Origin of the sequence: Geobacillus sp. WSUCF-018B (assembly GCF_002809985.1) — a bacterium.
Taxonomy (GTDB): domain Bacteria; phylum Bacillota; class Bacilli; order Bacillales; family Anoxybacillaceae; genus Geobacillus; species Geobacillus thermophilus.
Genome location: NZ_PIJF01000032.1, coordinates 1 through 18,158, shown reverse-complemented (window position 1 = coordinate 18,158; position 18,158 = coordinate 1). Strand labels below are relative to the sequence as shown.

Here is an 18,158-nt window from a genome sequence, read left to right as displayed (position 1 = left end):
CCCGGATCAACGGAAAATGTGAAAAGAAAGGAAGACGACGATGGACACCTTTGCCATCCCGCGCTCTGTCGAGTGGCGCGAGACGCATATCACGATTTTAAACCAACAAAAATTGCCATTAGCAACAGAATATATCGACCTGCATACGCTTGAAGACGTGTACGATGCGATCGCCTCGCTGAAAGTGCGCGGAGCGCCGGCGATCGGCATCACCGCCGCTTATGGTCTGGCGCTCGCCGCCTCGCATTATAAAGCGGAAACGGTCCACGAGTTCCATAGCCGCCTAAAGCAAGACCGCGATTATTTGGCAAGCGCCCGCCCGACGGCCGTCAATTTGGTTTGGGCGCTTGACCGGCTCACTGCCGCCGCCAAAGACGCCGCCTCGGTCAACGAAGCGAAAACGGCGCTTATTCACGAGGCGATCCGCATCCAAATCGAGGACGAAGATGTCTGCCGCCGCATCGGCGAACATGCGTTATCGCTTTTTCGCCCAGGCGACCGGGTGATGACGATTTGCAACGCCGGCTCGATCGCCACCGCCCGCTACGGCACGGCGCTCGCCCCGTTTTATTTGGCGAAAGAGAAAGGGATCGAGTTATCCGTGTACGCCCTTGAGACGCGCCCCGTTTTGCAAGGAGCGCGTCTGACCGCCTGGGAGCTGATGCAAGCAGGCGTCGACGTCACGCTTATTACGGACAACATGGCGGCGCAAACGATCAAAGCGAAAGGGATTCGCGCCATTATCGTCGGAGCCGACCGGATCGCACAAAACGGCGATACAGCGAACAAAATCGGCACGTTCGGCCTCGCCTTGCTCGCCAAATCGTTTGGCATTCCGTTTTACGTCGCCGCACCGTTGTCCACCATCGATTTGGCGACAAAGACAGGGGCAGACATCCCGATTGAAGAGCGCCATCCGGATGAAGTGACCCATCTGGCCGGCGTGCGCGTCGCCCCGGAAGGCGTCAACGTGTATAACCCGGCGTTTGACGTGACGCCAAACGAACTGATTACCGCGATCATTACCGAAAAAGGCATCGTCCGCGGCAGCTACAGCGCGGCACTGCCAGCGTTATTTGCAAAGGAGGAGCAGCATGAAACGATTTAAGGCCTTATCGTTCCTTTCTCTTCTTTTCTTTGCCGTGTTCTCCGTCTTGGCCGGCTGCACGAACGAGCAAGACGCCGTGAGCTCTAAGCCGGCCAACGAAACGAAGCAAACGGCCATCCAAGGCGACACCGTCTCATCCAACAGCCAAACCGCATCGAGCAGCGAACAGGCGGCCATCCCGGAGAAGCTGAAAAAACCGGTGAAGATCGCCGCCATTATGCAAATGTCCATCGGCACGTTCTCGTCGCAATACATCGCCGGCGTCAAAGAACAAGTGCAAAAGTTCGGCGGCGAAGTGCAAATTTACAACGCCGACAACGACTTGACGAAAATGGCCTCATACGTAGAAACGGCCATCACGCAAAACGTTGATGCCATTCTGCTTGATCACGGCCGCGCTGATGCGCTCGAAGGCCCGGTGAAAAAAGCGGTTGAAAAAGGCATCCCGGTCGTCGCCTTTGACAACGATTTGAACGTTCCCGGCGTCACCGTCATCGACCAAGACGACTACAGCCTCGCCTGGAAAACGTTAAAAACACTCGCCGAAGATTTAAATGGAGAGGGCAACATCGTCACGATTTGGGTCGGCGGTTTTACTCCAATGGAGCGGCGCCACGTCATTTATGAGGCGTTCAAAAAACGCTATCCGAACATAAAAGAAGTCGCCAAGTTCGGTACGGCGAGCGCCAACACGGCTTTGGACACGCAAACGCAAATGGAGGCCATTTTGAAAAAATATCCGAACAAAGGCGACATTGACGCCGTCTTCGCAACTTGGGACGAGTTCGCCAAAGGAGCGACGCGCGCCATCGAGCAAGCCGGGCGTACGGAAATCAAAGTATACGGCATCGATTTGAGTGACGAAGACTTGCAAATGATCCAAAAACCGAACAGTCCGTGGGTGGCGACAACAGCGACGGATCCGGCGGAAGTCGGCCGCGTTCAGGTGCGGTTCGCCTATCAAAAAATCGCCGGCGAGAAAACGCCGAACATTTACTCGCTCGAGCCGCATTTAGTAAAACGGACCGACTTGCCCGATAAGCAAGTATCGATGAACGAGCTTTCGCAATACATCCCGGGCTGGGGGCAATCGAACGTCGCCATCTCGCCATGGATGAAAACGTTGGAAGCTCAGGTGAACAAAAAATGAACAGGCTGTCAATGCGAGGCATTGAAAAATCGTTTGGCGCGGTGCGCGTGCTTGACGGCGTGGACTTTACCGTCCGTCCAGGCGAAGTCCACGCCCTTTTGGGCATGAACGGCACCGGCAAAAGCACGCTCATGAACATTTTGGCCGGCGCCATTCCTCCCGACGCCGGCACGATCACGATCGATGGCGTCAACTGCACCTTTTCGTCGCCGCTTGACGCGAAACGAGCCGGCATCGGCTTCGTCGTCCAAGAGGTCGACACGGCGCTTTTCCCAGGATTGCCCGTTTACGAAAACTTGGCGGCTGATGAGCTCGCTGATGTGAAGAAACAGCCGATCCGCTCGCTGCGCCGGGAAAAAGAACGGGCCGCTGCTCTGCTTCGCCGCGTCGGCCTTGCCATTTCGCCGGCAAAGCTCGTGCGCGACTGCTCGCTCCATGAAAAACAGCTGATCGTGCTCGCCAAAGTGTTGTCATCGAATGCGCGCTACATCATTTTGGACGAACCGACCGCCGCCTTGAGCGAAGCCGAAACGAAGCGGCTGTTTGCCATCATCACGGAACTGAAACAGCAAGGCGTCGGCTTTATTTACATCTCTCATAAACTGAAAGAAGTGCAGGAAATCGCCGACCGGCTGACGATTTTGCGCGACGGCCGCGTCGTCTACCATGGTTCCGCCCGCGGTTTGCCGCTTGAAGACATCGTCCTTCATATGACCGGAACAAGGCGAGCCGCCGCCATGAAACAAACGCGCGCGCATGGAAGCGACATCGCCTTTGCCGTCCGTGGGATCACGATCGAAAAAACCGGCACGACGGTCGATCTTTACGCCCATCGCGGCGAAATCGTCGGCATCGCCGGCTTGGTTGGCGCAGGCAAAACGGAGCTCGCTGAAAGCCTCATCGCCCACCGGAAGACGTCTGGCGAATGGCAACTTGACGGCCGGCGCTATACATTTTCATCGCCGCATGAAGCGATTGCCGCCGGCCTTTGTCTTATTCCGGAAGAACGGCGCAAACAAGGGCTGTTCTTGCCCGAGTCAGTGAAAACCAACATCACCGTCCGCCTCCTTTCCCGGCTGTCGCGCTGGCAATGGATCAGCCGGAGGAAGGAAACGGACGCCGCCGACGAACTTGTCCGCTCGCTCGGCATCCATCCGCCGTCGCCTTCGACCGCTGTCCGCCACTTAAGCGGCGGCAACCAGCAGAAAGTCGTCATCGGCAAATGGCTGAACACAAACGCGCGTGTTTTTCTATTCGACGAGCCCACGAAAGGAATCGATGTCCACGCCAAACAAGAGGTGTTTTCCATCATCCGTGCTCTCGCCGATGAAGGAAAAACAGTACTGTATTTTTCGAGTGAATTTCACGAGCTTCTTGAGGTGTGCGACACCATCTACATCATGGCTGACGGCCGGCTACTCACCCGCCTGCCGGCCGCAGAACTAACCTATGAACAGCTTGTGTACTATTGCAGCGGAGGTGAGATCGATGAGCCAGCCAGCCGTTTCCACAGCGCCGTCGAAAAAAGCGGCGCCGTTCATTCTTGAATTTTTGTATAAACATGGCACACTGCTTGCCATTTTGGCTGTAATCGCCTATTTTGGCCTGACACAAGACCGGTTTTTCACCTATGAAAACTTCAGCGACATTTTGCGTTCCATTTCCATCGTCACCTTGGTGGCCATTGGCATTACATTTTCGCTCATCGTCGACGGCTTCGATTTGTCGGTCGGTTCGACAGTGAGCTTGGCGACGATTGCCAGTGCGGCGGCGCTTGTCTTGCATCGCCAAGAAATTTTCGTCACCTTGCTCGTGCCGCTGTTGCTCGGCGTCGCCGTCGGGCTGCTTAATTCGTTGTTGATCGTCAAATTCAAACTGCCCGATTTGCTCGCCACGTTGGCGACGATGTACGCGATCAACGGCGTGCAGCTTACGTATACAAAAGGATTTTCGATTTATAACGACATGCCGCTGCCTGATGGCGGCACGGCGCCGGGCAAATTTATTCCTTCCTTTTTATTTATCGGCCAAGGGGAGCTGTTTGGCGTGCCGTTTTCGGTCTTGCTCATGCTCGTTGTCGTCATGGCCGCCCACTTGTTTTTAACATACACCAAACCTGGCCGTCTCTTTTATTTAACGGGTGAAAACCGGGAAGCGGCACGGCTCTCCGGCATCCCGGTCAACCGTTACCGGACGTATGCGTACGTCATCAGCGGCTTTTTCGCCGCCTTGGGGGGCATCGTGCTCGCCTCGCGCATCGGCACCGGGCAAGTGTCGGCCGGCGCTTCGTTTTTGATGGACGGCGTCGCCGCCGCCTACATCGGCTTTTCTGTCTTCGGCGCCGGCAAGCCGAACGTCATCGGCACCCTGTTCGGTTCGATTTTGATGGGCGTGTTGTTGAACGGCTTGACGATGATGAACGTCCCGTATTACGCCCAAGACATTATAAAAGGCGCCATTTTAGTCGGCGCCCTTGCGTTGTCGCATTGGCAAAAAAAATAATGTCCCGTTCCCTGCCCCCATGGATTCGCGTCATGGGGGCGGGCGCCATTTTGGGAGGCATACACCCCCACCGATCAGCTGAAGCGCGATTGATAGCGCCGCTCCAGCTCCAGCAGCTTTGCTTTTACATCGGTCCGGCTTCCGGCGTAGCCGACGAGGGCGCCGTTTTTGCCGACAATGCGATGGCACGGGACGATGATGGCGAGCTCATTCGCCCGGTTCGCCTGGCCGACGGCGCGGACCGCCTTCGGGCGGCCGATTTGCGCAGCGATGTCAGCGTATGTCGCCGTCTCGCCGTATGGGATGCGGCAAAGCGCCGCCCACACTTCTTCTTGGAAGGGCGTCCCTTTCCATTTCAGCGGCAAATCAAACGTCCGGCGGCGGCCGTGAAAGTACTCATCCAACTGTCGAAGCGCGCGTTCAAGCAACGGCGACCGGCTTTGGACAACCGGATGCCCGCCCGCAAACGCGCGCCATTCTTCCGGAAACAGTTCAACTTTCATGATCGCTTCGCCGTCGGAAGCGATGTATAGATCGCCAAGCAGCTCCGACCGGTATACGGCATATTCAATCGCCATCGTCGTCTTCCCTCTCTGTCCGCTCAATCGGCAGCGTAATATGAAACGTCGTGCCGACCCCGACTTCGCTTTCCACGTCAATTTTCCCTTGGTGCTCTTCTATGATTTTATAGCTGACCATCAAGCCGAGTCCGGTGCCGCGTTCTTTCGTCGTATAAAACGGCTCGCCGAGTTTTTTGATTTTATCTTTCGGAATGCCGCATCCTTGGTCGGTGATGGAGATGCGCACATAGCACCCGGCGCGGGTGATGCGCACCGTAATGTCCCCGCCTTTTGGCATCACTTCGATGGCGTTTTTCAAAATGTTGATAAACACCTGCTTCAGCTGATTCGGCTCGCAATACACCGGCGGCAGCCCGCGGTCGAAATCGGCAATGATTTGCACGTTATGCATCATCGCCTGGGCGCTGATCAAATCGATCGTATCCTGCATGATTTTGCAAATGTCGTTTTGCTTGTATTGCACCGCCTGCGGTTTGGCCAAAACGAGAAACTCGGTGATGATCGATTCGATCCGCTTCAATTCCGACATAATGACATTAAAATACATCGAATAATCGCCGTCAATGCTTCCTTGCAGCAGCTGGATGAACCCTTTTAACGCCGTCATCGGGTTGCGGATTTCGTGGGCGATGCCGGCAGCGAGCTCGCCGACGACATTGAGCGTATCCGATTTGCGCAGCTGCAGCTCCATCTCCTTCCGCTCGGTCACATCGCGAAACGTCATCATTCCAACGCCGGGAATGACTTCTTTTTTCAACGAAAACTCGATGATTCGCCCCTTTGTCTCATCGGAAAACTCGACTTCGCCGCTCGCCTCGCCAGCGCGCTGACACTCAGCCATCAGCTTGTTCAACTGGCGGCGCGCCCGGTCCGGAAGAAGTTCGCCGACCTTCCGGCCAAGAAGCGCCTCCTTTTCAGCAGAAAAAATGCCGCAGGCGATTGGATTGGCGTCAATGATGCGATGCTGCTCATCCCAAAGCAAAATGCCGTCCATCGAGTGATCGAAAATGCTGCGGAATTTTTGTTCGCTTTCCCGCAGTTCGCGCTCGATTTTCCGCCGCTCGCTCACGTTGCGGAAAATGGTCAAATGGTAGCCGTCAATCGCCCCTTTTTTCATCGTAAACTCAAGCTGTTTCTGTTCGCCGTTTGGCATATGGAACGTCAGCTCATCGCGAATTTCCCCTTTTTGGCGGAACTCGCTGAAAATCCGCTTCACCTTTTCATCCCCATATTCCACAAAATCGAGCAAATTGCGGCGCACAAGCAAATTCAAAGGCAGCTCAAACGTCCGGCTCGCGGCCGGATTGGCGTTCAATATGTAGCCAAAATCATCCCAAATGAGAATCGCCTCATGCGCCTGCTCGAAAATGGCCCGAAACCGCTCTTCGCTTTTTTGTAGCTTGATTTCCATATTTTTTCTCTCGGTCACGTCGCGCATAATGGCCATGTAAAAGCCGCTGTAGACGTTCGACGTCGCCGTCAGTTCAAACATTTTCACCGTTCCGTCCGGGCGGACAAGCGACAACTCGCCTTTGGCCGTTCCCTTTTCTTTCACTTCCGCGAGCAGCCGTGCGAACTCATTGGCGCATTCGCGGGCGACGAACTGCTGAAACGACAAATTGAGCAGTTTTCCTTTTTCCAAGTTCAAGCTCATCGAAAACGCCGGATTGACATCGATAAACCGCCCAAATTCATCGAAAATGACGATGCCGTCGACGGCGCGGTTGAATACGTCGCGAAACAAAAACTCATGAATGATTCGTTCGCGCTCAAGCGCCTTATGAGCCGAAACGTCGCGCATCATCACGAGGTCAAATTCATGAAACACGTCTTTTTTTATCGAAAATTCGATATGCTTCACCTTGCCGTCCGGCAGCTTAATGAGCAGCTCGTCGCTGAACGAGCCGAACTTTTGCAGCATCGAGCGCTGAAACAGCAAAATATCGGGCGGCACGAGTTCGAGGAACGAAGAGAACGAACGGCCGATCAAGTCAAACTTATCCATCTCAAACAGCTTGCACGCCGCTTCGTTCACATCGACAAACTCGCCGTTTTTATTTAAAATGACAATGGCGTCGAGCGATCGCTCGAAAATGACGGAATAACTGTTGAGCCGCTCCTTTAGGCGACGATTTTCCTCTTCAAGCAGCCGCACATCCGGCGTCGCATTTTGTCCTTCCCGAGGAGAAAGGCTTTGGGCCATATCCATCTCTCCTTGTCTATTAAAACCATGTCAACTAAATATATATTCGATGTGGAAAAATTTACTCCTCCCTTGATTTACGAAGATTTTTTAAAATTCTTTTCCACAATGTTCGACAAGTTTTTCTGCTTTTTCATTTGGCTAAACTGCATGATAGTCAACTCTCCCCCCTCGCTTAAAGCCAAATGAAAGCTTCCAATTGCATCTATAAATTATAGACAAAGGAGTTTTGCTGCTATATTATAGACAAAGGGGTTTTGTTGCGATGAACATCGTCTGTGCGACATTGAACGCCAAATACATTCATATGAATTTAGCCATCCGCTATTTAAAAGCATACGCAATGCCGGAGTTTGACGTCAAGCTCGTTGAGTATACGATCAAAGACCCGGCGCTGAACATCGTCGCCGATTTGTACCAGCGCCGGCCGGATGTCATCGGCTTCAGCTGCTACATTTGGAACATTGAAGAAACGATCAAAGTCGTAAAAATGTTAAAAAAAGCGGCGCCGGACGTGACAATCGTCGTCGGCGGACCGGAAGTATCATACGACGTACGCGAGTGGATGGAGCGGGTGCCGGAATTGGATTTTATCGTCATCGGTGAAGGGGAAGAAACGTTTAAACAGCTGCTCTTTGCCTTAGAAGGCCGCAAAGAAGTGGCAGATGTCGCAGGGCTGGCGTTTCGTGACGGGGACCGCATCGTCATCAACCCACAGCGGAATAAAATCCGCTTGGCTGACATGCCGTCACCATTTCGCTTTCCAGAAGACATTCCCCATCTTCCAAACCGGATCGTTTATGTCGAGACGAGCCGCGGCTGCCCGTTCAGCTGCCAGTTTTGCCTGTCGTCCATTGAGGTTGGCGTCCGCTATTTTGACCGCGAAAAAATCAAAGACGACTTGCGCTATTTGATGCAGCACGGGGCGCGGACGATCAAGTTCGTCGACCGGACGTTCAACATCAGCCGCAGCTATGCAATGGACATGTTTCGCTTTTTAATTGATGAACATGTGCCCGGAACAGTATTTCAATTTGAAATTACCGCCGACATTATGCGCCCGGAGGTCATCGAGTTTTTAAACAAGGAGGCGCCGCCCGGGCTGTTCCGCTTTGAAATCGGCGTTCAATCAACGAACGATGAGGTGAACCGCCTGATCATGCGCAAGCAAAACTTCGCAAAACTTTCGCGGACGGTGACGATGATTAAAGAAGGCGGGAAAATTGCCCAGCACTTAGATTTGATCGCCGGTCTGCCCGAAGAAGACTACAACTCGTTCCGAAAGACGTTTAACGACGTGTTCGCCCTTCGCCCGGAAGAACTGCAGCTTGGCTTTTTGAAACTGCTGCGCGGCACTGGGTTGCGCCTGCGCGCCGAGGAGTACGGCTATGTGTATATGGACCATGCGCCATACGAAGTGCTCGCCAACAACGTCTTGTCGTTTGATGACGTCATCCGCATCAAGCAAGTGGAAGACGTGCTCGAAAAGTATTGGAACGCCCATCGAATGGACGAAACGATCGAATATTTAGTAACCGACGTCTTCCCGTCACCGTTTGACTTCTTCCAGCAGTTTGGCACGTATTGGGATGAACGCGGCTGGGCGCGCATCGGCCACCAGTTGGAAGACTTGTTCCGCCGCCTGCATGAATTTTTGCGCACAGCCGTCCCGGACGCGCTGCCGGTCGCCGAGTCGCTCATGAAATACGATTACTTGCGCAATCAAAAATATAAGCCGCGCAAACCGTGGTGGAATGAGAAAACGGACAAAACGGCGCGCACGGCCGTCTACCGTGCGCTGCTTGAGCGCCCCGAGGTGCTTGGGGAGGACTTTGCCGCCCTCGGGCTCGGGGAAAAGGAATTGTTTAAACATACGGTCGTGGAAATCGTGCCGGTTGATGTCGGCCGCTATATCGCCGCGAAGCAGCTCTCGTTTGCGCCAACCGTCATCGTCGCCTATTTTGATCCGTCCGGCACCGGCGCAACGCTGTTTTCCGCGCCGCTGTCCGCCTTGTCCGCTTCGGCATTCGCCTAACGGCCAAACGCCGGAGGCACGGCTTTTTTGTGCACCACGTGAAAAAGCAGGGAGCGTTATCCCTGCTTTTTTCGTTCCTTTTCATTTTCTTTCGCCCGTTTTTGTTCCTCCATGATCCAAAGCGGCTCGTGGGCAGCGAAATCGCCCCATTCAAACGCCGTTTCTTCATTCGTTCGAGCGGGCCGCTTCTTATGCTCTTTACCCATCCCCGCCTCCTTGCCGCCCTTTTTTCGAATTGCGGTTCGCGCCGCGGATCATGTCCTCCTCGCCGGCATATTGTGCCGCAAATTCGGTATCCGGCAAGCTTTCCGTTGGCGTTTTATTGTTGTTTTTCGCTGCGTCAAATTTCACTTTTCGCTTCATCATCGTTTTGTCTCCTCCTCATCAACCGTTTTCCGCTCATAAGCGACAAGCACAATTTCTTCCCCCGTCTCCTCGCGCAGCCGCTGTTCAAGCTGCTGCAGCTGGCGGAGCGTCCCGTCATGGAGACGGGCGACCGGGAACGCTACATTGTTCACCCGCATCCTCCTTCCCACATTTTTTCTTATCGTGTCTCGGCCGCACTGCCTTTATGCATCGCTAGAACGTTACGGCTTGAGCACGACTTTAATACAGCCGTCTTTCTTTTCGTCGAAAATTTCGTATGCGTATTGCGCCTCATCAAGCGGCAGGCGATGGGTAATGATATCGGTCGGGTCAAACCGGAACGCGCAAATATTCAGCCTGCCCGCCCGGGTAGCCGCCAAACGTCTCGGAATAGCCGAAATACCCCCCGATTCGCCGTTTGGGTTCGACGCATCGCATTGGCTTTCGAGCCCGTGCTGGCAATACCAGCATTGCCCGCAGGCGATCGTAAACGGCACGATGACCCGGTCGCCTTTTTTCACTTTCGTCACCGCCGGGCCGACTTCCTCGACAATGCCCATCGGTTCATGGCCGATAATGAAATCTTCCGGCATGTTCGGAATCATCCCATGCACTAAATGGAGATCGGAGCCGCAAATCGAGGTGCTGGTAATTTTGACAATAATGTCATCGTCTTTTAAAATTTTCGGATCAGGCATTTGTTTGACAGCTACATCTTTGATGCCTTGATACGTAACGGCTTTCATGCTACTCCTCCTTCATCGGTTTCTGGGCGAATGAGCCAAAAAGCAGCAGCGCCGCCAAGCAGCGCCATGACGCTAAGAAGCAACAGGAGCGGCGCCGTGCCATCCTTCGCGGCGGAAAATCGCCGCCACCACCGCAATAAAATCCCGAAACGGCAACGGCCGCTCCCGACGCGCCGGCACCTGGATGAACCAAACCATCATTGCTGCCGATAGCAGGCAAAAGACAGGGAACGAAAAAAATGGAAAAAACCAAATGATGCCAGCCAGCATCGCCCCGAGAATCGGGCTTAGCACTTTGCCGAACGTGTTCGCCGTTTCAACCGTCCCTAAACAGCGGCTTGCCTCCTCCTCATCCGGAAACAAATCCCCGACAAGCGGCAAAACGATCGGAAACGCCCCGGCCGCCCCGAGCCCTTGCAACATGCGCCCGGCGATCATCCAGCCGTACGGGTCGCTCACCCGCCAAGCAGCCCATCCCGCCAGCCCCCCTCCCACCGCCGCCAGCAACAGGCTTGGAACGATGACCATTTTTCTCCCGATGCGGTCGCTTATATATCCGGCCAGCGGAATGAACAAAATCGCCACAACGGAATACATCGTGATCAGCAGGCTCGACTGCAGCGGCGTGATGTCGAGATGCCGTTCCATCGCCGGCAGCACCGGGATGAGCATCGAATTGCCCAGCGTCATGACAAGCGGAATCGAGGCAAGCGCAGCGACCGCCCACCCCCGACCAGCCTGCCTCCCTGCCTGTTTTGACAGCTGCACCGTCCATTCCATCGCTTCGGTCCCTTTCTTATGAAGTCGATATTTCCACTTATATGATGTGCGTTTTTTTCATGGATATGCCGCGCGAAAAAAAGCTGCCACCAAAGGAGGACAACCCTCCGTTTGGCGAACATCCCCTTCTTGTCATGACCGGAAAACCGTTGTACAAAACGTCCGTTATTTTCCGCCCGTGAACGAAATTCCTTTGATGAAGTAGCGGTTGAAAAAGGCGTAAATGACCAACACCGGCAGCGTAAACACCATGGATGCCGCCATAATGTAGTTCCAATAGCTGATGTACTGTCCTTTGAAGCTATTGAGGCCAAGCGGCAACGTAAACAGCTGTGGATCGGACAAAATAATGAGTGGGCGCATGAAATCGTTCCACGAACCCATGAAAAATTCCTCCTGTAATTCCCAACCATATCTCTTTGTTCGGTCGTCCATACTAATCATACCTCATCAAAAAACCATCAAGGAGGAATTTCATATGGCTCGTTCAAGCAACAAACTGCTTGTGCCAGGCATTGAACAAGCGTTGGAACAAATCAAATACGAAATCGCCCAAGAGTTTGGCGTGCAACTTGGGGCTGGCACGGTTTCGCGCGCCAACGGCTCCGTCGGCGGGGAAATTACAAAACGGCTCGTCGCCCAGGCGCAAAGCGAACTGGCCGGCCGGAGAACAGAATAAAGCCGAGCGCCATCACTCGGCTTTTTTTGTTTTGGAATTCATTGCTTCCGAAGGACGGCCGGGATGGGCCGGATGGCGCCGCTCTTTTTGGTCGTTGCCATCCGGCCGGCCGCCTGCCGCTTTTTTCTCTACATAATGACCGCCCGGCCGCGATGGTCTGGCGTTTCCATGTTTTTTCCCTTTCGGAGACATTTCCTTGTTTGACGGAGAGCTTTCCTTATTTAAACTGGAGTTTTTCCGCTCGTGCGGCGGTTGTTTGTCGTTTTTCTGCTGCTTAGGTTTTGATCCGCCATGCTTCTGCTTCGTTTGCGGCGGTTTCGGCGCTTTTTGCCCTTCTTTCAACGGCGCTGCGTTGTTCCCTTTCCGTTTCCCTTCCTTCGGCTTGGCTGGCGACGGTGAAACGGGTTTGACCTTTTTTTCAATTTGCAATAGTTTTCCGGTTGTCATCCCCCGTTTGACAGCTTGGTTGCGCACGGCCATCGTACTATTGGCCGTGGTAATGACAATCCGGTCATCCGCCACTGACCGCTCGATATCGGCGAGCGCGGCAGACAGCTTCCGCGCCGAAGAGGCGTCGCGCTCCCTCTCCACCGTCGTAATCAGCACTTCCCCGCCTTTCTTTAAATACCCCTTTTGTTCGCTTAGCGCAATGATTTGTTTCGCTACCGAAGAAAACGGTTGACGTTTCCAGGAAGGAAGCGCCGTCAGCACCTTCTTTCCTTCCTCATTGTAAGCCTTCAGTGTCAACACGCGCAGCTCCGCATCGACTCCCGCTTCCATGCTCGGGTTGATGTCGATCGACATATAGGCATACACCGCATCAGACGGCCATTGAATCCAAGTGGTGACAAGCAGCACAGCAGCGGCCAAGGCGCTCACGAGCGCGTAACGAAACGAACGACGATGAAATGGAAGCAGCTTTTTCACTGCGCTTGCCTCAATCTCTTCGCCGACCTCACACTCCTTTTCCTTTTTCACCCGAAGAAATTCTCCTTCCGGCGTCAGCACGGTGACGAATTCCCCGTCCAATTCCAGCACAATTCCCTTTTTCACGATGAAAGCACCCCTTTTATATAGTCCTTTAGGTAAATGTAATCGCCTGCCAAAATAACCGCGACCGCAATAATGTATTTTCTATTTCTCTCAATCGTCTTGCGGCTGACCGACGCCATCGTTTCCAACTGTTTGATTGGCAGTTGCTTTTTTCGAAACAACAGGGCGAGCCATTCCTCGTTCGCCACAAGCAACTCGGCGACGCGAATGGCATTGAGGCGGGCGTCTTTATGTTTTGGCGATTGTTCGACTAAATCGTGAAAATGAATGCCGAATTGTTTCAGCACTTGCTGGTAATGAAGAATTTCTTCCCGACGCTGTTCTTGTTCGATTTGCCTGTAAAACTCATCGACGGAAAGCTTGGCGTCCAAGTATGTTTGCGCCACCTGCTCACTGTTTTCTCCGTTCTCCACATGCCATACGGCATCGCGCATTCTCGCCTCTTTCCGAATATAGTCAATGAGACGCCGTTTGATGAGCAGTTCAGCAAATGAGAGGAAGGAACCGCCCTTATGCGGCGCATACTTTTCAATCGCTTCATTGAAGGCGATCAGCCCGATGCTCGCCTCATCATCCTCTTCGCGAATGAACCGCTTGCACACGCTCGAGGCCGTTTTGGCGATAAACGGTTTGTATTGCTCGATCAGCTCATTGCGCAACGCTTCATTTCCTCGCTGAATTTCCACAACCGTCCGTTCAAGCGTTCTCTCTCTTCTTTTCAATAATGTCCCAAACACCCTTTTCACCCCGCTTATACAAAGCCGGACTGACGCTCATTCTTTATATTATTCGCACATCGCAACCCAAATATGGCCGTCGCTCAAAGGGGATTTTTTTAAGTTGCGCAAGTGAACATAAGTCCCCAAAAGGGCTCAACGCTGCCTGCGCCAAGCACACGCCCTCCATCAACAAAAATCATGCATTTCTGTGCTTGACGGTTTCAAAACATCTCACGCTTTCTTCTGTAAGGGAAAATCAGTAAATCAACATTTTTCAGACATGGTGACGCGCGAAAAAGCCTCACTTGTCAAGTACACTTTGTGGAGATGAACCCTTCTAAATGAAAAAAGAGTGAAACGCGGTGTTGCCGAAAAATTTGACATAATGGAAAAAGGGGCTGTTTCCCCATTTGGGTCAGCCCCTTTTTCATTGTTTGGCCGTTCATCCGGCCTTTTCTTCCGTCCGTGCCATTTCATTCAGCTCACTATGCTTGCGGCCGTAGATAAAGTAAATCACTAAACCAATCAGCAACCACGAGACAAAACCGATCCATGTCATCGCCGGAAGCTGAAGAACAAGGTAGCCGCAGAATAAGACAGCCAAAATCGGGATGACTGGGACAAACGGAACGCGGAATGCCCGCTTTAAGTCCGGCTGCGTTTTACGCAGCACCAACACGCCGATCGAGACGGTGATAAAAGCAAAGAGCGTGCCGATGTTCGTCAGTTCCGCCAATTTGTTGAGCGGAATGATGCCGGCGAATACCGCTACAGCCGCTCCCGTCAGCCACGTATTGACATACGGCACTTGGCGCGTCGGGCTAATGCGAGCAAACACTTTCGGCAGCAAACCGTCGCGGCTGATGGCGTAGAAGAGACGCGTCTGCCCATACATCATCACAAGGAGCACGGTCGTAATGCCGGCGATCGCCCCGAGCGAAATAAAACCGGCGACCCAGTCTTGATGGATATAGTTTAACGCAAACGCCACTGGGTTTTTCACGTTGAGCTGCTCGTACGGAACGATGCCTGTCAATACGAGCGAAACCGCAATATACAACAATGTGCACACAAGCAACGAGACGATAATGCCAATCGGCATATCACGCTGCGGATTGCGCACTTCTTCCGCCGCCGTCGACACCGCATCAAAGCCGATGTAAGCGAAAAACACCGTCGCCGCGCCGGTCGCTACGCCAGAGAAGCCATACGGCATAAACGGCGTCCAGTTTTCCGGCTTGACGTACCAAACACCGACCGCCAAAAAGAGCAGCACGACCGCCACTTTAATGGCAACGATCACCGCGTTAAAACGCGCCGATTTTTTGGCGCCTAAGTTCAACAAAAACGTAATGAACAGAATAATTAAAATCGCTGGCAAATCGATGAACGTCCCTTTCTCCGGATCATACGCGCTCGTCAATGCTTTCGGGAGTTCGATGCCAAAACCGGCAAGCAACCCTTGGAAATAACCGGACCAACCGACAGCGACCGCCGACGAGGCAACCCCATATTCCAAAATCAAATCCCAGCCTAAAATCCAAGCGAATAATTCACCGAATGTCGCATAGCTATATGTGTATGCGCTCCCTGACACCGGCACCGTCGAGGCGAACTCGGCGTAACAAAGCGCCGCGAACACACACGCCAATCCTGATAAGATGAACGAAAGAACAAGTGCTGGGCCGGCATGTTCCGCCGCCGCCACCCCGGTCAGGACGAAAATGCCTGTCCCGATGATGGCACCGATGCCGAGCATCGTCAAGTCGAATGCACCTAACTCTTTTCGCAGCGAAGCTCCTTTCGCCCCCGACTCCTTAAGCAACGATTGAATCGGTTTTTTACGAAACAAATTCATAGATGTCTCCCCTTGTCGTTTTTTGTAGAAAATTGTTGAATTTTGTTGTCGAATACAGTTGACATTCTACATGATCCTCGTTTTTTTGTAAAGTGCGAAAATAAGAAAAACAGCAAAAAAATTTTCTCCGTTTTATGCGGCAAAGCAAAAAATAGTTTTTAAAAATAACAAAAAACATCAATTTACAAATTTTTCAGATAAATATATAATGAATGTGTGACAAATTTGTGTCAGAAAGGGGGGCACATCCACCGTTTGCGGCAGAACAGTTCATAGTCCTTTTTGAAAACGCTTTAATACAGACGAGGAGGGATTACAATGGCAGTGAAAAAACAATCAAGGGTCGACCAAGGCGGCATCAACTATGATGCCATCGCTCAATCCGCTTCGTTCCGCGGGCTCATTCAGGCGAAGAAGCGCTTCATCATCCCAGCCACCGTCTTTTTCTTCGTCTTTTACTTCGCCCTTCCGGTGTTGACGTCGTATTCGAAAGCGCTCAACGCACAAGCGATTGGGCCGGTCAGCTGGGCGTGGCTGTTTGCCTTTGCGCAGTTTATTATGACATGGGCCTTATGCATCCTTTATTCGAAACGCGCAGCACAATTTGATGCCATCGTCGAGCAAGTGAAGCAAGAAACAGCGGAAGGAGGAAACACGTAATGAACGGGCTCGCCTTTTTCCTCTTCCTCATTATCGTCGCCTTGACGCTTGTCATTACGTACTACGCCTCGAAACGGACGAAAACGACAAGCGAATTTTACACCGCGGACAGCAGCTTAACCGGCTGGCAAAACGGGCTTGCCATCGCAGGCGATTATATGTCCGCCGCATCCTTCTTAGGAATCGCTGGCATGATCGCGCTGACGGGATTTGACGGCTTCTTTTACAGCATCGGCTTCCTTGTCGCTTATCTTGTCGTCTTGTATATCGTCGCCGAACCGCTTCGCAACCTCGGCAAATACACGATGGCCGATATGATCGCCGCCCGTTTTGACGATAAGAAAGTGCGCGGCGTCGCGGCGTTAAATACGATCGCCATCTCGATTTTCTATATGATCGCCCAGCTTGTCGGCGCCGGCGGCCTCATCAAGCTTCTGTTGGGTCTAGACTACATTTATTCCGTCTTGATCGTCGGCATTTTGATGACGGTGTACGTCGTCTTCGGGGGCATGACAGCAACGAGTTGGGTGCAAATCGTCAAAGCCGTCTTGCTGATGGTCGGTACGTTTATCATTTCCATCATCGTCTTTGCCAAATTCGATTTCAGCATCGCCAAAATGTTCCATGAAGTCAAAACCGCAACACCGCTTGGCGAAGCGTTTTTAAACCCGGGCAACAAGTTTAAGGATCCACTCGATACGATTTCACTCAACTTGGCGCTCGTGTTGGGGACGGCCGGGCTGCCGCACATTTTGATCCGCTTCTTTACGGTCAAAGACGCCCCGACTGCGCGCAAATCGGTCGTGTATGCGACATGGATCATTGGGCTTTTCTACGTCATGACGATCTTTTTAGGCTTTGGCGCCGCCGCGTTTGTCGGCTATGACAAAATCGTCGCCGCCAACCCGGCCGGCAATATGGCCGCCCCGCTGTTGGCGGAAGCGCTTGGCGGAGATTTCTTGTTCGCTTTCGTCTCTGCCGTCGCCTTTGCGACGATTTTGGCCGTTGTCGCCGGACTTGTGTTGTCAGCCGCCTCGGCGTTTGCCCATGACTTTTACAGCCATATTTTGCGGCGCGGCCAGGCGACGGAAAAAGAACAAATGCTCGCCGCCCGCTGGGCATCCGTCGGCGTCTCGGTGTTGTCGATTTTGTTAGCGCTGTTTGCACAAAAAATGAACGTCGCGTTCCTCGTATCGCTCGCATTTGCGGTCGCCGCCAGCGCCAACTTGCCGACGATCGTATTCACCATTTTCTGGCGCCGCTTTAACACGACTGGAGCGATTACGGGGATGCTTGTCGGCCTGATCAGCGCCTTGGTGCTCGTCTTCTTCAGCCCGAACGTCTGGTCGCCGCAGCCGGGCGCCGCCATTTTCGTCGGCGAACCGCTCTTTAAGCTCGCCAACCCGGGCATCATCTCGATTCCGCTCGGCTTTATCGGTGCGATCGTTGGCACGCTCGTCTCGTCGAAAAAATCGGATGAAAAGAAATATACGGAAATTGTCGTCAAGGCAAATACTGGGATAGGACGCGTGTAACACAACAAAGAAGGGGCTGGCCCAAAACGTGCTTGCTGTAAATTAGCACATTATTTCAGAATCCCTTTTTCAAATTATTTCAGGCGGATTCGGAAATAATGTGCAAAATTTTTGCGGATTGTTCCGGATTTTGCACATTCTTTCGGAACGTTTGCACGCTCTTTCAGATGAAGATTTCCAGCG

Annotated in this window: 16 protein-coding genes and 3 pseudogenes; 8 read left to right on the top strand and 11 right to left on the bottom strand. The window is 53.0% G+C overall.

From position 1 onward, the window contains the following. Nucleotides 1–40 precede the first annotated feature (40 nt). The 4 genes from mtnA to CV944_RS10600 are packed head-to-tail and all read left to right on the top strand — an operon-like array spanning nt 41 to nt 4,760. Complete coding sequence (gene mtnA / locus CV944_RS10615; protein ID WP_033011870.1) at nt 41–1,108, top strand: S-methyl-5-thioribose-1-phosphate isomerase; 1,068 nt, start codon at nt 41–43, stop codon at nt 1,106–1,108. Then, entirely contained in the window at nt 1,095–2,258 is a 1,164-nt protein-coding gene (locus CV944_RS10610) for a sugar ABC transporter substrate-binding protein (RefSeq protein ID WP_033024943.1), read from the top strand. Before mtnA ends, CV944_RS10610 begins: the two co-directional genes overlap by 14 nt. Then, nucleotides 2,255–3,805, top strand: coding sequence for a sugar ABC transporter ATP-binding protein (locus CV944_RS10605; RefSeq protein ID WP_100664156.1), 1,551 nt, complete (start codon nt 2,255–2,257; stop codon nt 3,803–3,805). The genes CV944_RS10610 and CV944_RS10605 overlap by 4 nt, the downstream gene beginning before the upstream one ends. Then, nucleotides 3,747–4,760 carry an ABC transporter permease gene (locus CV944_RS10600; RefSeq protein ID WP_100659704.1) on the top strand — a complete coding sequence of 338 codons (1,014 nt, stop codon included), beginning with the start codon at nt 3,747–3,749 and terminating at the stop codon, nt 4,758–4,760. The genes CV944_RS10605 and CV944_RS10600 overlap by 59 nt, the downstream gene beginning before the upstream one ends. A 74-nt stretch (nt 4,761–4,834) precedes the next feature. On the opposite strand, the gene CV944_RS10595 is transcribed toward CV944_RS10600, so the two are convergent. Both CV944_RS10595 and CV944_RS10590 read right to left on the bottom strand, forming a co-directional pair. Beyond that, nucleotides 4,835–5,338, bottom strand: coding sequence for a methylated-DNA--[protein]-cysteine S-methyltransferase (locus tag CV944_RS10595; protein WP_033015805.1), 504 nt, complete (start codon nt 5,336–5,338; stop codon nt 4,835–4,837). After that, nucleotides 5,328–7,544: a PAS domain-containing sensor histidine kinase gene (locus tag CV944_RS10590; RefSeq protein WP_100664155.1), complete on the bottom strand. Its 2,217-nt coding sequence runs from the start codon at nt 7,542–7,544 to the stop codon at nt 5,328–5,330. The genes CV944_RS10595 and CV944_RS10590 overlap by 11 nt, the downstream gene beginning before the upstream one ends. A gap of 265 nt (nt 7,545–7,809) precedes the next feature. On the opposite strand from CV944_RS10590, the gene CV944_RS10585 reads away from it, so the two are divergent. Next, nucleotides 7,810–9,579: a B12-binding domain-containing radical SAM protein gene (locus tag CV944_RS10585; RefSeq protein WP_100659702.1), complete on the top strand. Its 1,770-nt coding sequence runs from the start codon at nt 7,810–7,812 to the stop codon at nt 9,577–9,579. A 56-nt stretch (nt 9,580–9,635) separates the two neighbouring features. On the opposite strand, the gene CV944_RS17470 is transcribed toward CV944_RS10585, so the two are convergent. From CV944_RS17470 to CV944_RS10570, 6 genes and pseudogenes are all read right to left on the bottom strand, one after another. Further along, a complete protein-coding gene (locus CV944_RS17470; protein ID WP_162839644.1) occupies nt 9,636–9,785 on the bottom strand; it encodes a hypothetical protein in 150 nt (49 codons plus the stop codon). Then, nucleotides 9,778–9,945: a hypothetical protein gene (locus CV944_RS17300; RefSeq protein ID WP_011230441.1), complete on the bottom strand. Its 168-nt coding sequence runs from the start codon at nt 9,943–9,945 to the stop codon at nt 9,778–9,780. The genes CV944_RS17470 and CV944_RS17300 overlap by 8 nt, the downstream gene beginning before the upstream one ends. After that, complete coding sequence (locus CV944_RS17465; RefSeq protein ID WP_162837025.1) at nt 9,942–10,097, bottom strand: hypothetical protein; 156 nt, start codon at nt 10,095–10,097, stop codon at nt 9,942–9,944. Before CV944_RS17465 ends, CV944_RS17300 begins: the two co-directional genes overlap by 4 nt. A gap of 184 nt (nt 10,098–10,281) precedes the next feature. Continuing rightward, nucleotides 10,282–10,691: pseudogene (locus tag CV944_RS10580) on the bottom strand (alcohol dehydrogenase catalytic domain-containing protein); the annotation flags it as partial. A 102-nt stretch (nt 10,692–10,793) separates the two neighbouring features. Further along, nucleotides 10,794–11,471 (bottom strand): annotated as a pseudogene (locus CV944_RS10575) (MFS transporter); the annotation flags it as partial. A gap of 165 nt (nt 11,472–11,636) precedes the next feature. After that, a pseudogene (locus tag CV944_RS10570) lies at nt 11,637–11,858 on the bottom strand (carbohydrate ABC transporter permease); the annotation flags it as partial. 91 nt (nt 11,859–11,949) lie between these two features. Between CV944_RS10570 and CV944_RS10565 the strand changes: the two are divergent. Further along, nucleotides 11,950–12,150, top strand: coding sequence for an alpha/beta-type small acid-soluble spore protein (locus CV944_RS10565; protein ID WP_015374238.1), 201 nt, complete (start codon nt 11,950–11,952; stop codon nt 12,148–12,150). 12 nt (nt 12,151–12,162) lie between these two features. Here CV944_RS10565 and CV944_RS10560 read toward each other — a convergent pair whose 3' ends face one another. From CV944_RS10560 to bcaP, 3 genes are all read right to left on the bottom strand, one after another. Continuing rightward, the gene (locus CV944_RS10560) at nt 12,163–13,203 is read right to left on the bottom strand and encodes an anti-sigma factor domain-containing protein (protein ID WP_100659701.1); all 1,041 of its coding nucleotides are present in this window, start codon (nt 13,201–13,203) and stop codon (nt 12,163–12,165) included. Then, nucleotides 13,200–13,949, bottom strand: coding sequence for an RNA polymerase sigma factor SigI (gene sigI / locus CV944_RS10555; RefSeq protein ID WP_047757685.1), 750 nt, complete (start codon nt 13,947–13,949; stop codon nt 13,200–13,202). Before sigI ends, CV944_RS10560 begins: the two co-directional genes overlap by 4 nt. A 415-nt stretch (nt 13,950–14,364) precedes the next feature. Then, on the bottom strand, nt 14,365–15,780 hold the full coding sequence (gene bcaP, locus CV944_RS10550) for a branched-chain amino acid transporter BcaP (protein ID WP_033009096.1): 1,416 nt from the start codon (nt 15,778–15,780) through the stop codon (nt 14,365–14,367). A 318-nt stretch (nt 15,781–16,098) separates the two neighbouring features. On the opposite strand from bcaP, the gene CV944_RS10545 reads away from it, so the two are divergent. Both CV944_RS10545 and CV944_RS10540 read left to right on the top strand, forming a co-directional pair. Further along, the gene (locus CV944_RS10545; protein WP_100659699.1) at nt 16,099–16,440 is read left to right on the top strand and encodes a DUF485 domain-containing protein; all 342 of its coding nucleotides are present in this window, start codon (nt 16,099–16,101) and stop codon (nt 16,438–16,440) included. Beyond that, nucleotides 16,440–17,975, top strand: coding sequence for a solute symporter family protein (locus tag CV944_RS10540; protein WP_100664154.1), 1,536 nt, complete (start codon nt 16,440–16,442; stop codon nt 17,973–17,975). Before CV944_RS10545 ends, CV944_RS10540 begins: the two co-directional genes overlap by 1 nt. The last annotated feature ends 183 nt before the right edge of the window (nt 17,976–18,158 follow it).

Coding starts and splice junctions, on each gene's coding strand:
- CV944_RS10605 (WP_100664156.1), top strand. CDS start 2,255: ATGAACAGGCTGTCAATGCGAGGCATTGAAAAATCGTTTGGCGCGGTG.
- CV944_RS10565 (WP_015374238.1), top strand. CDS start 11,950: ATGGCTCGTTCAAGCAACAAACTGCTTGTGCCAGGCATTGAACAAGCG.
- CV944_RS17470 (WP_162839644.1), bottom strand. CDS start 9,785: ATGGGTAAAGAGCATAAGAAGCGGCCCGCTCGAACGAATGAAGAAACG.
- mtnA (WP_033011870.1), top strand. CDS start 41: ATGGACACCTTTGCCATCCCGCGCTCTGTCGAGTGGCGCGAGACGCAT.
- CV944_RS17300 (WP_011230441.1), bottom strand. CDS start 9,945: ATGATGAAGCGAAAAGTGAAATTTGACGCAGCGAAAAACAACAATAAA.
- CV944_RS10610 (WP_033024943.1), top strand. CDS start 1,095: ATGAAACGATTTAAGGCCTTATCGTTCCTTTCTCTTCTTTTCTTTGCC.
- CV944_RS10540 (WP_100664154.1), top strand. CDS start 16,440: ATGAACGGGCTCGCCTTTTTCCTCTTCCTCATTATCGTCGCCTTGACG.
- bcaP (WP_033009096.1), bottom strand. CDS start 15,780: ATGAATTTGTTTCGTAAAAAACCGATTCAATCGTTGCTTAAGGAGTCG.
- CV944_RS10590 (WP_100664155.1), bottom strand. CDS start 7,544: ATGGCCCAAAGCCTTTCTCCTCGGGAAGGACAAAATGCGACGCCGGAT.
- CV944_RS10595 (WP_033015805.1), bottom strand. CDS start 5,338: ATGGCGATTGAATATGCCGTATACCGGTCGGAGCTGCTTGGCGATCTA.
- CV944_RS10585 (WP_100659702.1), top strand. CDS start 7,810: ATGAACATCGTCTGTGCGACATTGAACGCCAAATACATTCATATGAAT.
- CV944_RS10545 (WP_100659699.1), top strand. CDS start 16,099: ATGGCAGTGAAAAAACAATCAAGGGTCGACCAAGGCGGCATCAACTAT.
- CV944_RS10600 (WP_100659704.1), top strand. CDS start 3,747: ATGAGCCAGCCAGCCGTTTCCACAGCGCCGTCGAAAAAAGCGGCGCCG.